Raw genomic sequence first — 14316 nt, 5'->3', positions numbered from 1 at the left:
TTCAATAAGTTTCCGTCAGCCAATGTTGGATTAGAATCAGAAAAGCACATGCAAAAAAACTTCTGATTTTGAAGACTATGATCACAGTTATTTTGAATGTAGCCTAATAGATAGCAAGATGTTATTGCCGATATTTATAAAGAGTCTCTTTGAAAAAATATCTATCACCATGCTTTGTAAGGAATCAGAAGGAGAAGATTTTAAAAAGATGGAGGAGAAACTAGCAGATAAAAATATAGTCGGAAGGTTTTTCTTCCGACTATAGCTAACTAATGACGTGTTTTTATTGTATGTACCAACGTCCACAAGCATTATGACAACCTAAATTAACTTCAGGATCATAATTTGGAGATTGAAGACATGATGCCTGATTGGAATAATACGGCTGTCCTGAGTTCCACCACTGTGCACATTCCGGAGTAATTCCTCCCTTTACAGATTTCAAAGATTCTCTTGAGATTTTTTTTAAATTTTTCATGATAAATAAATATTTGATGTTTTCCTACTTTTTATACTTTAGGATTTTAGACTATTAAATTACATACTTTATTTTAATTTCAATACATTTTTCTCATTAAATTATGAAAAAAGTTATTAACTTATAAAAGCCACTGACTATCTAATTTAGTGTTCCAATAATATTGCGTGGATTAGTCGCTTATATCGGAATATCATTTTCTAATCACCGCCTCTTAATGATGTTGCAGATCTTCCTTCTGTATCCCAGATCAATCAAGTTTTATTTATTTTTAAATATAACTTCGGCAGTTTTTCTATATTCCGGTTTTTCTTCATTTCCGATCATACTTGAAAACCGTTTTATAATATAAGCTTTCTTAAAAATAATGATTACTGCAATTCGTAAATAAATAAACTTAATCATTCAGGTTTTAAATTATATCTTGAATTATTTTAGATTTGTACCTTAAATATAAAATATAGCATGAAATACATTGTCTTTTTTTCAATCTTTTTGGCATCAACCCTTTCAGCGCAACTCAGCAGATTTTCTGACCGCGATTTATATGAACTGGGGAAAGTCTGGGGCCTGACGAAATATTATCATCCTGCTGTATCCCAAGGGAAACTTGATTGGGATGCTGTTTTGCTGCAGTCGCTGAAAGATAAAGCAAAGTCCGATGCAGACGAAATGATGAATCAATGGCTGATTACGGCAGATCAAAGTAAATTTGATGAAATTGAAAAAAAAAGATAATGAATGTGACAGCATTACCCTTCGCAATTTTGATACTTCGTGGATCAAAAAGCTACGGAAGATAAGTCCTGAGAGCAAAACATATTTGTTAAATATAACCGCTCAACCGAAAAATGTCGGCTCATTTTATTCCAATCCGGTTGAAAACAGCATTCGTTTCAGCAGCAGCAATGAAAAAGTGTACGACAAATTTTCAGTGGAAATTAAAATGCTGGAGCTTTTCAGGATCTGGAATGCTATTGAGTATTTTTACCCGTATAAATATCTTCTGGACCATCAGTGGGATGATGTTTTAAAAAAATACATCCCGATATTCAAAAGCATCAAAAATGAACACGATTACCAGTCTGCAATAATGAGGCTTGTTGCCGAACTGCAGGATACACATGTCGGGATAGAAAAGACATTACAGTATAATGTAGTAGGTAAACTGTCATCACCCTTTATTTTTCAGATCGTAGATGGTCAAGTTGTGATTACCGGGATTAAAGATGAAGCTAAAATGAAAAAAGCCGATCTTGAAGTCGGAGATCTTATTACCAAAATTAACGGCAAGAGCATTCTCAAAAGTATAGATGACAAGTCCGGGTATTTTGCTTATTCCAATGAATCGGTTAAACTGCGTGAAGCATACAGCTATCTTTTCAGCAGCGATGAGCCGACTATGCTATTGGAAGGCATAAAAAAGAACGGAAAGGTCTTTAAAACGACCGTCGAAAGGAAAGAGCGCATCTTTAACAATGAGTGGGACAGAGACGGGCTTCCCAGTTATCATCTGGTTTACAATGGAAAAACGTATACCTATTTAACGTATAATGAAAAAGAGAGCCGCCTCAATCCGAGTTTTCAGGTTGATGATAAAGTGTACTTTGAATTTTCTTCATTAAGGGCATCGGAGATTCCTGCGCTGATGGAAACCTATAAAAATACAAAAGGATTGGTATTCGATCTTCGCGGTTATAACAATGACGGTTCATTAATAAAGATTTTTGACTATCTGTTGAGTAAACCGGAGCATTTCGGAATTATGACGCACGCTGATTTCAATCAGCCTGGTAAGTTCTGCTTTGTAGACAATATTATTGACAAAGCTTATAAATTTGCCGGTAAGAGTAATCCCAATTCTTACAAAGGACAGGTGGTGGTTCTGATCAATGAACACACACAGAGTGCATCAGAATTATGGGCAATGATTTTTAAGAAAGTCCCGGGTGTCATCTTTATCGGAAGCCAGACCGCAGGTGCCAACGGGAATAAAACTTTCATTAAACTGACTGATGGAAACGAAATTATTTTTTCAGGATTGGGAATTTATTATCCGGACGGCGGAGAAACGCAACGAATCGGTATTAAACCTGATATTATGGTACGCCCTACTCTTGAGAGTATCAGGAATAAAGAAAATCTTCTTCTTCTGGAAGCTTTTAAAGTGATCGATCAGAAGAAATAAAGCTCAAAAATATGATAAAAGAAATTCGATATAAAAAAACTGTTTGTCGAAAATATTGATTTTAAAAAATTATTTTGGCTTCCCCGAACAGTTTCTTACGTAACTAAAGACATTGTTTTAAAATCAAATCCGGCAGCTATTATATCTTCCGGATTTAATAATCTATTTACAGTACCAGTTCACCAACCACTCCGCCCACTCCGTATGAAACCAGTGAAATAAGTGAATAAGTGGCTATGAATATAATGAAAATGGCTATCCCCGGTTTGCAGAATATAAATGTAACTAAGAAACAGAAAAGACTGCCCTCAAGCAGTCTTTCCAATAATATAATATTTAGGTTATTCGGCAATCACCTTCACCATCCCTTTCACCATTATCAGCTTTTCCATGAGCTCTTCCTTAGAATCTGCCAGCACATTGATATGCCCCATTTTCCTTCCTGGTTTGGTTTCCTTTTTTCCGTAAAGATGAATATACGTTTCCGGTAATTTTAAAATATCTTCCATCCCTTCATAGATTACTTTTCCGGAATACCCTTCTGCACCTACCAGGTTCAGCATTCCGCTGTAAATAATCGCATCCGTATCTGCCAGAGGTAAATTTTTGACCACCCTGTACATCTGCTCAAACTGTGAATTGGCATTTCCTTCCTGACTTTGGTGACCGGAATTGTGCAGTCTAGGTGCAGTTTCATTGACCCAGATTTTTCCTTCTTTGTCCAAGAATAATTCAATCGCAAACAGCCCTGGAGAATTCACCGCATTGAGGAATTTTTCTGTGATTGAATTAATCTGTTCTTCAATTTCTTCGCTCAGGAAAACCGGGCATATATTAAAATCCAGCAAATTTAATTTCGGGTCTGCCACCATTTCCGTAACAGGAAAAGTTTTCGTTTCACCATTTTCATTTCTGGCAACGATCACGGAAAGTTCTTTTTCGATATCCACCAGCTTTTCAATAACTGAATCTTCAAGCCAGAGATTTTTCATATCTTCAGCAGTGCGGATCACCTGAACGCCTTTTCCATCGTATCCGCCTGTATTCATTTTCTGCACGAAAGGCAGCGGCATTTTGATTTCGTCGGAACTTCCGTCCATTACTTCGAATTCCGGGCTTGGAATATCATGCGCTTTATAAAACGCTTTCTGTAGAATTTTCTGCTGAATGGTTTTGATAATTTTAGAATTCGGAACCACTTTTATGCCTTGATTTTCGAGTTCGGCCAAAGCCTCTGCATTCACATGTTCGATCTCAATAGTCACCACATCTTTATCTTTACCGAAATTTAAAACCGTTTCATAATCGTTGAAACTGCCTTGCGTAAAGTAAGAAATGGTATGGCAGGGTGCATCAGGAGCGGGGTCCAGGGTATAAAATTCGTCATCGTATTTCAATGCTTCCTGAATCAGCATCCTTCCCAGCTGGCCTCCTCCTAAAATTCCTATTTTCATTTTCTTTTATTTTATATTATATTAAATCTGAAATTAATTTTTAATGTAACATGTATTAAGGATTTACTAAACTTTATCAATCTTAAGATACCCCAGGCTGACAAAATTTTCCTGATGCTCAGCATCCGATTTTACCAGTGAAATGGAATACTTCTGCTTTATTGTTACCGGCAGAATTTCTTTTACCGGAAAGATATCGTCAATATCAACCCCCAGTTTTTCATCAATATGGCTGGTTGCCCCTTTGAATCCCATGGTTTTATAAAATTCCGTGCTTTTTGCCTTTTTTACGGCATCTGCCATAGAATTTCCCACCGCGAGATGCTGTTCATGAAATTCTTCAAAAAACCCTCGCTTATATCCTCCGAGATTAATGAAATACAGCTGCTCTTCGGAGGTCGGCTCCCCTTTCTCAACAATTTTCACTTCATACCCGTCCACAAATTTTACCTCCTGATAACAGTCGATATGGATTTTCCCCTTTGCTTCTTTCCAGAAGTCCTTCATCTCCTCAACAAGATCTTTCAGGCTTTCCGCAATTCCGAAAAATACATCGTGCTGCTCAATATTTCTTCCCGGCGGTGTAGCTCCCAGGATGACATAAAATAGTTTCATATTAATTAAGTTCCGTTTATGCAAAAATACGTCAAATTTATCTTTTTTAAACGTTTGGCAGACTGTTACAATAGTTTTATATTTGTAGCATGTCAGAAATCATTATTCTCTTCCTTGGAGCAATTTCGGCAGGACTTTTGGGTTCACTGACCGGTTTAGGAGGCGGGGTTATCATCATCCCTTTATTAACGCTGGGTTTTGGCGTTCCAATGCATTATGCCATCGGCGCTTCTCTTATTTCCGTGATCGGGACTTCTTCCGGTGCAGCGGTTGCTTTCGTAAAAGAAGGCTTTACCAATATGAGGATCGGGATGTTTCTGGAGATTGCTACCACAGCCGGAGCTATCGCCGGGGCACTGGTTTCGGGGATGCTTAATCCGAATACCATCGGGATTATTTTTGCAAGCATTCTTCTTCTGACCGTTATTTTAAATTTAAAAGGGAAACCTGATCATCAGGAACCTGTAATAAAAGGAAGCCTGGAGGAAAAATTAAAACTGTTCGGGACGTTTCCTGATAAAGGGATCATGAAGGGCTATTCTGCCAGAAATACCGTTCCGGGATTTTTTATGATGATGTTTGCCGGTGCGATGTCCGGTCTTTTGGGAATCGGTTCAGGTGCCCTGAAGGTTTTGGCTATGGATAATATGATGAAACTGCCTTTTAAGGTTTCGACAACAACCAGCAACTTTATGATCGGGGTAACGGCAGTGGCCAGTGCGCTGATCTATTTTCAGAGAGGGGAAATCATTCCTGTGATTGTAGCACCGGTTCTAATCGGTGTTGTAGTGGGAAGCTTCATCGGGTCAAAAACACTGATGGTTTCCAAAACTAAAAAATTAAAGGTATTTTTTGCCATTGTGATCACCATTCTGTCGGTATATATGATGTACAACGGAATCAATAAAAGTTTCAGATAATGAAGAAGAATTTCACAGATGTAGATCTGAACCGTTCGGTAGGAAATTTATTGCGACTGGGCGTTATTCTTTCTGTTATTACCTCACTGGTGGGTTTTATCAAACTTTTTACAGAAGGCTTTAAAATGCCTAAAGCCTACAACAGCCTGAATATGGGGACCTCCTCTGAGAAGGTGTGGAGCCAATTCTGGAACTCGCTTTGCAAAGGAGAAGGAATGGCAATTATCCAGATGGGGATTTTACTGCTTATTTTCACGCCCCTGGTCAGAATTATTTTCGCCTTAATCGGGTATTTAAAAGAAAAAGATTATGTTTATGTAGTTATTTCTTCAATCGTGCTGGCTATTATGGCAGTCAGTTTCTTTACGGGTTACGCCCATTAATTCTTTTTACATTTCATAAAATTCCAGCGGCAGCTGATCCGGATCCTGGGTAAAGAAAAACGCTTTTCCCGTGAATTCATCTATCCTTACCTCTTCACAAAATAAGCCTTTAAGCATCAATTCCTGGCGTTTTTCATGAACACTTTCAACTGAAAAAGCCAGATGTCTCAAACCGCAGGCTTCTGGACGTGAAGGTCTCTCCGATGGGTTGGGAAATGAAAACAATTCAATGACATAATGATCCCCGATGGCAAGATCCAGTTTATAAGACTGCCTTTCTTCACGGTATACTTCCCGGATAATCTGTAATCCTAAAACTTCCGTATAAAACGTTTTGGACACTTCGTAATCTGAACAGATAATAGCAATATGATGAATTTTCATGTGGATATTTATTTCTAATTTTTACAGTTCCCTTTTTTCCGATTGCTCGAATAACTAAAAATAAGGATTTTAACCTGACTATTTTATACAAATCATCAACATTATAAAATTTCATTTTAGCAGTAATAAAAAATGATTTAAATTTATAAAATTATTTATAAATATGTGGACAGCTTACCTGATTCTGACTGTATTGTTGCTGATTTTAACCATACTTCCAAAAATTCAAAATTCTCACTGGATATTCCGTACGCCTGAGTTTGGTAAGATACAGATTACCTTTTTTATTCTTCTGACTTTCGTACTGGGTTTTACTGCGGATTATCCGGCAGGCTTCTGGTATTATCAGGGGTTTCTGCTGCTTATGTTCGTATATCACAGCATTACGCTTATTAAGTATACCCCAGTTTATCCTATAAAAAAACATTTTTGGCGCCGGCAGTCTTCCCAAAGACTGAAATTTATTTCTGCCAATGTATACCAGTTCAATAAGGAATATGAAAGGTTTATAGAATTGATCAAAGAACATAAGCCGGATTTCTTCCTGACCATGGAAAGCAATAAGTATTGGGAAAAGGCCCTGCAACCTTTGGAAAAAGAATATATCTATCAGCATAAAGTAACGTTGGAGAATACCTACGGGATGCATTTTTATTCCAAAATCAAAATTGAAGAGGCGCAGACGCACTATTTCGTTGCGGATGACATTCCTTCGATTGAAGCCCATATGGAAACTGAGGACGGTTTTAAGTTTGTGTTTTTCGGGGTCCACCCGCCTCCGCCAAGCCCGACAGAAGAGGAAACCTCTAAAGAAAGGGATGGTGATCTTTTAAGTGCTGCCAAACGGGTAACAAAAATTGATGATCCTGTTATTGTCGTGGGAGACTTTAACAATGTGGCATGGTCTAAATCATCAATCCTCTTCAGAAAAACAAGCCATCTGATAGACCCGAGAATCGGACGGTCTTTTGTTTCAACATTCCACGCCAGATACTGGTTTCTAAGGTTTCCCATTGACCTGATGTTCCACAGTGAAAATATTTTTATTGAAGACCTGAAAACCCTTGAAAATTTCGGTTCCGACCATCTTCCCGTATATTGCGAGTTTTATATTGACCACCATAATCCCGAACAGGAAAAACGGATCGACACAGCGACCCATGAAGAAAAAGCAGAAGCGGAAGAGATGATTCAGGAGGGGAAAAAAGAAGACGGTGAACGTGATCAGGTGGTAACGGAAGGATGATAAATCCTACAGTTGATTGATTGATTATAGAGATAATAAACAGAAACGCGGACTTTGTCCGCGTTTCTGTTTATTTCAAATGTTTAAAAAGTCATCACATCCTTTACCACGCCATGGTTCTGGGTATGCTGCAATAATTCCGATTCAATAAAGACTTTAACCTGCTCTTCCGAACCGTCATTTGGAAACAAAAGGTGAACGTTTGCGCCGGCATCCAGCGTGAAGAATAAAGGTAATCCTGTCTCTTTTCTGAATTTCCAGATCTTATTAATAACTTCCAGGGTTCCCGTCTGCATTAAAATAAAAGCAGGATCGCTCATCATCATCATGGCATGAAGTGTTAAGGCTTCATGCTCCACCAGCTTGATAAAACTTGCCATATCGCCATTGGCCAAGATTTCTTTCATCGGACCAAAATTTTCCCGGGCTTCCTGAAATCTTCTTTCCGCATAAGGATTGGTATTCATCAGTCCGTGTCCTACAGTTGAAGAAACCGATTTCTGGCCTTCATGGATCAGTAAAACCCAGTCATTGAAATTTTTGAAAACCTCATGAATTTCATCGTTAGGGTATGGCACGGCAAAGAAGTCAGAACTTCCTTTGATCTGGGATTCACCCCAAACGACCAATCCGCTGTATAAGCTCCTGCAGGCACTTCCGCTGCCCAGTCTTGCCAAAAACGAGGCTTTTCTCAATGATTCTTCTTCAGTTGTTTGTCCTGAAAAATATTCATCCAGTTTCATCAGGCATTTGGCGATGGCCCCGAAGCCGGAAGCCGAACTTGCAATTCCTGAACTGTGGGGAAATGTATTTTCCGTTCTGATGATGTGTCTGCCCTGCAAAATCCAAGGAAGGTACTGGTCAATATTCCTGAAATATTTTTCAATCTTTTCAGCGAATTTCACTTCTTCACTTCCTGACAGAAAAGTCTGTACGGAAAAAGGTTCATCAGCAAAAAATTCCATTGTGGTATTGGTTTTACAATGGCTTAAAGTATAGCTGATGCTTGGATTCGCAGGAATCTGGTTATCGTATTTCCCCCAGTATTTAATTAAAGCAATATTGGACGGGCAACTTTCCGAAACCGTTTGATCAAATATTGTGTTTTCTTTTTTTCCTAAAAATTCCTGTATTGTCATAGCTTGGTTTAAAATGATAAACTTTATGAATCAACCGCAAAAATCAAAGCTTTAAGCCAGCCTAAAAACAAAGATCTGAATGTTTATATTCTAAATTTTATCGTTAATATTTTAATACATTTCTTCAATAACGTCCGAGTATTTCTTGAGGACTACATTTCGCTTAACCTTCAATGTCGGTGTAATTTCCCCGCTGCTGATGTCAAATTCTGAAGGCATCAGAGTAAATTTCTTCACCTTTTCAAAATCTGACAAATGGCTCTGAAGCTCTTTAATTTTTTCTTTATAAAAATCATTTACTTTTTCATTTTTAACAATTTCTTTCCAATCGGTAAACTGAATATTATTTTCCTTAACGAAATTATGTAAAAATTCAAAATTCGGAACAATCAATGCTGATACGAACTGCCTGCCTTCTGCAATCAGAACAATCTGCTGTATAAAACTGTTATTGGTAAGCAGGTTTTCAATCTGTTGCGGAGCAATATACTTGCCGTTTGATGTTTTCATCAGGTCTTTCAGCCGGTCTGTTATGGTAAGGTTTCCCTGATCATCGACATGACCTGCATCACCGGTCTTAAACCAGCCGTCTGCCGTGAAAACCTTCAGTGTATCTTCAGGTTTATTATAATACCCTTTCATAATTCCTTTTCCCTTTACCTGGACTTCATCCCCTTCACCAATTCGGATGTCTACTCCGGGAAGCGGCTTTCCGCTGGTTCCGTGCTCGAAACGGGTTAAAGGAAAAAGAGTCAGGGTTGCCGTAGTTTCCGTCAGACCGTATCCTACCGTTACATGGATCCCCACAGATTCAAAGAACCGGGTAACTTCCGGAGACAATGATGCCCCGCCGCATGGCAGGAACCACAGCCTTCCTCCGATCCTTTCTTTTATCTTGCTAAAAACCAGTGCATCTGCAACAGATTCTTTTATCTTTAATCCTAAAGGAACAGGCTCTTCATTTCTTCTCAGTTCGGCAGTCTGCCATCCTGTTTCCAGTGCCCAGTTGAAGATTTTTTTCTTTAAAGATGAGCCTTCTTCTGCTTTTTCCAATACGCCGGCATAAATTTTCTGAAAGAATCTCGGAACGGCACACATCATCGTCGGCTTTACTTCCTCCAGTGCTTTGGCTATGTTTTTCGGGTCTTCTAAAAAATACACCCTTGCTCCGCCATACAGGCACAACAGGCTCCAGCTTCGTTCGAAAACATGGCTTAAAGGTAAGAACGCCAGCGAAAGCTCTTCTTCAAAATTTTTAAATTTAAAAAACTCGAAGTGGGCATCAAAGGCATTAATAAAATTTCCGTGTGTCAGCATCACACCTTTTGGCGTTCCCGTTGTTCCTGAAGTGTAGATCAAAGTGGCGACATCATCAGTTTCTTTTTTACAAAACTCCATTTCCGGAGGGGATTTGGCAATAAAATCCTCCAGGTAAAAACTGCTGAATTCTTTCTTGATCCAGACTGCTTTTTTAGAGATGATAATGGTTTCAAGGCCCGTTTTTCCGACTTTTAGAATTTCCAGGCAGGCATCATACTGGGCCTGGTCTCCGGCGAGTATAATCCTAGCTCCCGAATCACTGATAATATATTCCGTCTGCTCCGCATTATTGGTGGAATAAACGGGCACCGTCACTGCTCCGACCGCCATAGCTGCCAGGTCAAAAATTATCCACTCAGAAGAATTATCAGCATAGATGGCTACCTTATCATTCTCGCGGATCCCTGCATTTTTCAGGGCATTGGCCGTTTTAAAGATAATTTCACTGAATTTCTGCCAGCTCAGTTCTTTCCATCCCGCCTCTTTCTTTTTAAAGCCAATAGCAGATTTTACTGCATGCTTTTCTATATTTTTTTGAATAATTGCCTCTGCAAGATTCATTTTTTCAACTTTTTATCGTTCATATAATTTCTAAGATGGAAATCCACCGTTTCCTCCAGCGAAATAAACTGGTATTGTAACCTATCTCTGATTTTCCGGTTGGAGATACTGTTCATTGCGGAAACCGCTTCAACATTTGCCTTTGTTGCCATTCTCAATGCCGGAATCAGCCATCCGAAAAGCATATTGGCCACAATCCCGAGGTTAAGCTTGGACTTGGAAAGGATTTTTGCATCCCGCAGGCCCAGTGATTTTCTGATCTGTTTTCCTATTTCGGCGTATTTTTTACTTTCGGAGACAATAACAAAACGTTCTCCAAATATATTTTTTTCCATCAATTCTATAGAAATTGCGGCAACGTCCCTTACATCGGCATAGCTTGTACCACCGGAAAAAGTAAAGCTGTTCTTTTCAAAAGTAGGAAATATATCCCCGCTGCTGTTTCCCCAATTTCCGCTTCCGACAATCATTCCGGGATTGACAATTACTGTATTTAAACCTTCTGCAGAAGCCCTCCAGACTTCCATTTCAGCAAGATGTTTGGAAATGGCATAGGCAGAGTGCTCTTCTTTAGGATTAAAATCAGAAGTTTCATCCAGCTCACCGTTTTCATTGGCAAGATCCAGTACGGCAATAGAACTTACGTAAAGAAATTTTTTCACGGATGACCTGTCACAGGCATATAAAAGGTTTTCAGTGCCTTTTACATTCATCCGGTAGATCTCCTTATCATCTTTAGGATGAAAGCCTACTTTTGCTGCGCAGTGGTATACCTCATCAATTCCTTGTACAGCTTCCTGGAGCGACTGAATATTATCAAAATCAACATCCATCCATTCAATTTTATTAAAAAAATCTTCCGAATTTTCCGTATAAAATGCAAAGGAATATTTTACTTCGTTTAAATTGCTCGACGGCCTTTTGGATGCGCGTACTTTTTTCCCTTTTTTCAAAAGTTCCAAAACAATGACCCTGCCCAAAATTCCGGTAGCTCCCGTTACAAAAACCATCAGTTATTTTTAATAAGTTGACTAAATTACATTGATATCCTACGTCATGCAAATTTGCGATTTTTAAAGGAGATTTCAATTTTTAATTGATGAGAAATCATAATAAATTTACCCTAGACCAAATCTGATTTGCAAGAAAAACACGATACATTTACTGCGAATATATACCAGATCCTACCGGCGCCTATTTCTCAGACCGCGAACCTGATTTATTCCAGATTATTTTTACAATTCATCAACTCTAATTATGCCTATCATTTATTTACAATTTGATTTACTTTCAAAAAAAGAACGGGCTGAAGCCCGTTCCTGATAATTTAAATATTTATTTTATTACTTTTCGATTGGTTGTTCTACCAAAACCCTGTTGTCTCTTCTGGGAGCTTTATCGCATAAAAGATCTGCAATACTTTTTGAGATCCGGTTTTCTTCCGTAAGATTATCAAGCCAGAAAAACTCTCCTGCTGCATTGATCTCGATAAAATAATATTCATCTTCCGGAGACACAATCATATCAATGGCTCCGTAATCTACATGGTAGACATCCAGAAGTTCCAATATCATGAATTCGATATCCTGCGGAAGTTCTGTAGGGATCCATTTATCAATAAGGTTAATGCCGTCTTTCCGCCAGTCAGTTTTTGCGGCTTCGGACTGTTGGGAATCGATTTCAAAAGCGTAAACATCACGTCCTACTACTGTAATACGGAGTTCTTTTTTCTTTTCGATTTTTTTCTGGAATTGCATCGGGCAGTATAAAAGCGTATCCAGCTCTTCCAGCTTGTCTTCATTCACCACATTGGTGAACACCACATTTTCCACCCCGTCTTCATAAATGGCGAAGCCGGTCTGCATTTTGGCGACCACATCCCGGTGTTTTACAATAAACCTTTTTGCCTCTTCAGGATTATTGGTTACACAGGTTGCCGGAATTTTAAATCCGATTTTATCTGCAATCTTCAGCTGCTCTTCCTTGCTGTCCAGTCTCCTGTAAACGCTTGGTTTTCCCAGAGAATAAGCATCTATTGATTCTAAAAACCCAAAAAGCGTATTGCGGATTTCCCCCATCGCAGCCCCGTAAAATTTGGCATCCAGCTCTTCTTTTATTCCATGGCCGATATTGTACGCTCTTCGGTACCAAACCGTCGAAATATCCTCAAGAGAATTTTTTTTTTCAGGAGTTTCAAGTGTTGTAGTCCATTTTCCATCCTGAAAAGTGGTCGATAATTTATTTTTAAGCGGATACTCGTCTACATTGAAGCGGATAACTTCACAGCCGTTTTTGTCGATATATTCCGTTACTTTATCAATTGAAAAATTATCTGCTGTATGGGTAATTATTAAAATTTTATTCATTGGTTTTTATTCTTTTCATAAGGTTATCGGCAATTCTTTCTGCAATTGGGAAATTTAATTCTTTCTGAAGCATTCCCCATTCTCCCTGCGGATTCACTTCCAGGAAATAATAGTTCCCATCTTTTCCTTTAATCATATCAATGGCTCCGATATAAAGTCCCATTTCTTTCATCATCGAGGTAAGATTGTGTTTTATGTTTTCAGGCAGGTCATAGGCTGACCAGAAATAATTTCCCTGCGCAGCCCGCCAGTCTACATTTTCACTGTTATTGATTTTTCCGGTAAAAAATTCACCATCCAGATAGACGATTCTCAATTCATATTCCTTCTCGATATAAGGCTGGAAAATCATCGGACAGTACGCAATATCAGAAATATCTTCCAAAGAATCTTCATTAATGATATTGGTGGACAGAAAGTTTTCTCCGTTCATCGATTTTGAAATAACGCCGTGCAGCTTTGCCACCATTTTCCCATTACAGTTTTCCTGAAAAAATGCTTTAATTCTCTCCGGATCATTGGAAAAAATAGTTTTAGGAATAATTAAATTATTATTTTGGGCAACTTTCAGCTGAAACATCTTATTTCCGTCGATTTTATTTTCGTTTTCGAAAGGATTAATCCACGGTACATTTTCTAAAATGGTAAAGAGATTGTATCTGAGACTCATATATTCTTTAAGAAAAACAGATCGATAACTTTGATCCAATTCTTCCGGAACGGTGATGCCCCAAGCTTTCCTGTGCCAGACTGCCTGTATTTCTTTTGAAGTGACTGTATTTCCGAATTCATCCGTTAATTCAAAAGAATCCTCACTCATCATGATTTTCTGAAGATGATTCAAGCGATCAGAGTTTAACCTGAAATATGGAATTTTTTTCGTTTCTAAATAGTAAAAAAAGATATCGATGTTGTAAAAATCTCCGGAATGCGTGATACAAAGAATCATTTGCCGTTTTTGTTTTATTAAAAAAGGAAACTTAGAGTGTAAGTTTCCTTTATATGATTTTGTTAAAATTCTATTTGTAACAATTCATGCTTATACTACAGGAGCATCATCATCACCATCAGAAGGATACTTCATGGTCTGCATCATATCCAATGTTGGTTTTGTTACAGTATCATAAAGTGGCTTTGTGATATTATCCTGTGTTGAAAGAGTAACTTCCGTACCTCCTTTTACTTTTTCAGGATCCTGGATTTGTTTTTCTAAAAATGATGCGAAAAATGGCTTCTTTTTTGAATCTTTGCTTTTCATAAGT

Annotated in this window: 15 protein-coding genes; 5 read left to right on the top strand and 10 right to left on the bottom strand. The window is 38.2% G+C overall.

The genetic code is table 11. The features are described 5' to 3' along the window. Positions 1-283: 283 nt before the first annotated feature. Positions 284-478 (bottom strand): bacteriocin-like protein, encoded by a 195-nt coding sequence (locus H561_RS23855; RefSeq protein WP_155845730.1) that lies wholly within the window; start codon positions 476-478, stop codon positions 284-286. A 465-nt stretch (positions 479-943) separates the two neighbouring features. Here H561_RS23855 and H561_RS0104325 point away from each other — a divergent pair, with 465 nt between their 5' ends. Together H561_RS0104325 and H561_RS0104320 are read left to right on the top strand one after the other, a co-directional pair. After that, positions 944-1216: a hypothetical protein gene (locus H561_RS0104325; RefSeq protein WP_027385907.1), complete on the top strand. Its 273-nt coding sequence runs from the start codon at positions 944-946 to the stop codon at positions 1214-1216. Further along, positions 1194-2666 carry a S41 family peptidase gene (locus H561_RS0104320; protein WP_027385906.1) on the top strand — a complete coding sequence of 491 codons (1473 nt, stop codon included), beginning with the start codon at positions 1194-1196 and terminating at the stop codon, positions 2664-2666. The genes H561_RS0104325 and H561_RS0104320 overlap by 23 nt, the downstream gene beginning before the upstream one ends. A gap of 341 nt (positions 2667-3007) precedes the next feature. Here H561_RS0104320 and H561_RS0104315 read toward each other — a convergent pair whose 3' ends face one another. After that, positions 3008-4120 (bottom strand): 5-(carboxyamino)imidazole ribonucleotide synthase, encoded by a 1113-nt coding sequence (locus tag H561_RS0104315; protein ID WP_027385905.1) that lies wholly within the window; start codon positions 4118-4120, stop codon positions 3008-3010. A 66-nt stretch (positions 4121-4186) separates the two neighbouring features. After that, positions 4187-4735 carry a DUF1543 domain-containing protein gene (locus tag H561_RS0104310; protein ID WP_027385904.1) on the bottom strand — a complete coding sequence of 183 codons (549 nt, stop codon included), beginning with the start codon at positions 4733-4735 and terminating at the stop codon, positions 4187-4189. An 89-nt stretch (positions 4736-4824) separates the two neighbouring features. On the opposite strand from H561_RS0104310, the gene H561_RS0104305 reads away from it, so the two are divergent. Further along, entirely contained in the window at positions 4825-5655 is an 831-nt protein-coding gene (locus H561_RS0104305; protein ID WP_027385903.1) for a sulfite exporter TauE/SafE family protein, read from the top strand. Beyond that, the gene (locus H561_RS0104300; protein WP_027385902.1) at positions 5655-6038 is read left to right on the top strand and encodes a DUF1634 domain-containing protein; all 384 of its coding nucleotides are present in this window, start codon (positions 5655-5657) and stop codon (positions 6036-6038) included. The genes H561_RS0104305 and H561_RS0104300 overlap by 1 nt, the downstream gene beginning before the upstream one ends. A gap of 6 nt (positions 6039-6044) precedes the next feature. On the opposite strand, the gene gloA2 is transcribed toward H561_RS0104300, so the two are convergent. After that, complete coding sequence (gloA2, locus tag H561_RS0104295; protein WP_027385901.1) at positions 6045-6422, bottom strand: SMU1112c/YaeR family gloxylase I-like metalloprotein; 378 nt, start codon at positions 6420-6422, stop codon at positions 6045-6047. A gap of 163 nt (positions 6423-6585) precedes the next feature. Here gloA2 and H561_RS0104290 point away from each other — a divergent pair, with 163 nt between their 5' ends. Continuing rightward, entirely contained in the window at positions 6586-7668 is a 1083-nt protein-coding gene (locus tag H561_RS0104290) for an endonuclease/exonuclease/phosphatase family protein (RefSeq protein ID WP_027385900.1), read from the top strand. Between the two features lie 83 nt (positions 7669-7751). Here H561_RS0104290 and H561_RS0104285 read toward each other — a convergent pair whose 3' ends face one another. The 6 genes from H561_RS0104285 to H561_RS0104260 all read right to left on the bottom strand — a co-directional run bounded on the left by H561_RS0104285 (position 7752) and on the right by H561_RS0104260 (position 14312). Continuing rightward, complete coding sequence (locus tag H561_RS0104285) at positions 7752-8807, bottom strand: diphosphomevalonate/mevalonate 3,5-bisphosphate decarboxylase family protein (RefSeq protein ID WP_027385899.1); 1056 nt, start codon at positions 8805-8807, stop codon at positions 7752-7754. A 111-nt stretch (positions 8808-8918) separates the two neighbouring features. Beyond that, positions 8919-10688, bottom strand: a complete 1770-nt coding sequence (locus H561_RS0104280) for an AMP-dependent synthetase/ligase (protein WP_027385898.1) — start codon at positions 10686-10688, stop codon at positions 8919-8921. Next, entirely contained in the window at positions 10685-11698 is a 1014-nt protein-coding gene (locus H561_RS0104275; protein ID WP_027385897.1) for an NAD-dependent epimerase/dehydratase family protein, read from the bottom strand. The genes H561_RS0104280 and H561_RS0104275 overlap by 4 nt, the downstream gene beginning before the upstream one ends. Before the next feature lie 333 nt (positions 11699-12031). Next, the gene (locus H561_RS0104270) at positions 12032-13054 is read right to left on the bottom strand and encodes an MvdC/MvdD family ATP grasp protein (protein WP_027385896.1); all 1023 of its coding nucleotides are present in this window, start codon (positions 13052-13054) and stop codon (positions 12032-12034) included. After that, the gene (locus tag H561_RS0104265; protein WP_027385895.1) at positions 13047-14003 is read right to left on the bottom strand and encodes an MvdC/MvdD family ATP grasp protein; all 957 of its coding nucleotides are present in this window, start codon (positions 14001-14003) and stop codon (positions 13047-13049) included. The genes H561_RS0104270 and H561_RS0104265 overlap by 8 nt, the downstream gene beginning before the upstream one ends. 90 nt (positions 14004-14093) lie before the next feature. Continuing rightward, positions 14094-14312, bottom strand: a complete 219-nt coding sequence (locus H561_RS0104260) for a microviridin/marinostatin family tricyclic proteinase inhibitor (protein ID WP_027385894.1) — start codon at positions 14310-14312, stop codon at positions 14094-14096. Positions 14313-14316 lie beyond the last annotated feature (4 nt).

Origin of the sequence: Chryseobacterium gregarium DSM 19109 (genome assembly GCF_000430845.1) — a bacterium.
Classification (GTDB): domain Bacteria; phylum Bacteroidota; class Bacteroidia; order Flavobacteriales; family Weeksellaceae; genus Chryseobacterium; species Chryseobacterium gregarium.
This window is presented reverse-complemented; position numbering and strand designations above follow the sequence as displayed.

Bases quoted from the DNA above. Each gene is read 5' to 3' on its own strand.
- H561_RS0104300 (WP_027385902.1), top strand. From the start codon at position 5,655: ATGAAGAAGAATTTCACAGATGTAGATCTGAACCGTTCGGTAGGAAAT.
- H561_RS23855 (WP_155845730.1), bottom strand. From the start codon at position 478: ATGAAAAATTTAAAAAAAATCTCAAGAGAATCTTTGAAATCTGTAAAG.
- H561_RS0104290 (WP_027385900.1), top strand. From the start codon at position 6,586: ATGTGGACAGCTTACCTGATTCTGACTGTATTGTTGCTGATTTTAACC.
- H561_RS0104265 (WP_027385895.1), bottom strand. From the start codon at position 14,003: ATGATTCTTTGTATCACGCATTCCGGAGATTTTTACAACATCGATATC.
- H561_RS0104315 (WP_027385905.1), bottom strand. From the start codon at position 4,120: ATGAAAATAGGAATTTTAGGAGGAGGCCAGCTGGGAAGGATGCTGATT.
- H561_RS0104305 (WP_027385903.1), top strand. From the start codon at position 4,825: ATGTCAGAAATCATTATTCTCTTCCTTGGAGCAATTTCGGCAGGACTT.
- H561_RS0104310 (WP_027385904.1), bottom strand. From the start codon at position 4,735: ATGAAACTATTTTATGTCATCCTGGGAGCTACACCGCCGGGAAGAAAT.
- gloA2 (WP_027385901.1), bottom strand. From the start codon at position 6,422: ATGAAAATTCATCATATTGCTATTATCTGTTCAGATTACGAAGTGTCC.
- H561_RS0104325 (WP_027385907.1), top strand. From the start codon at position 944: ATGAAATACATTGTCTTTTTTTCAATCTTTTTGGCATCAACCCTTTCA.
- H561_RS0104270 (WP_027385896.1), bottom strand. From the start codon at position 13,054: ATGAATAAAATTTTAATAATTACCCATACAGCAGATAATTTTTCAATT.
- H561_RS0104285 (WP_027385899.1), bottom strand. From the start codon at position 8,807: ATGACAATACAGGAATTTTTAGGAAAAAAAGAAAACACAATATTTGAT.
- H561_RS0104320 (WP_027385906.1), top strand. From the start codon at position 1,194: ATGAAATTGAAAAAAAAAGATAATGAATGTGACAGCATTACCCTTCGC.
- H561_RS0104280 (WP_027385898.1), bottom strand. From the start codon at position 10,688: ATGAATCTTGCAGAGGCAATTATTCAAAAAAATATAGAAAAGCATGCA.
- H561_RS0104260 (WP_027385894.1), bottom strand. From the start codon at position 14,312: ATGAAAAGCAAAGATTCAAAAAAGAAGCCATTTTTCGCATCATTTTTA.
- H561_RS0104275 (WP_027385897.1), bottom strand. From the start codon at position 11,698: ATGGTTTTTGTAACGGGAGCTACCGGAATTTTGGGCAGGGTCATTGTT.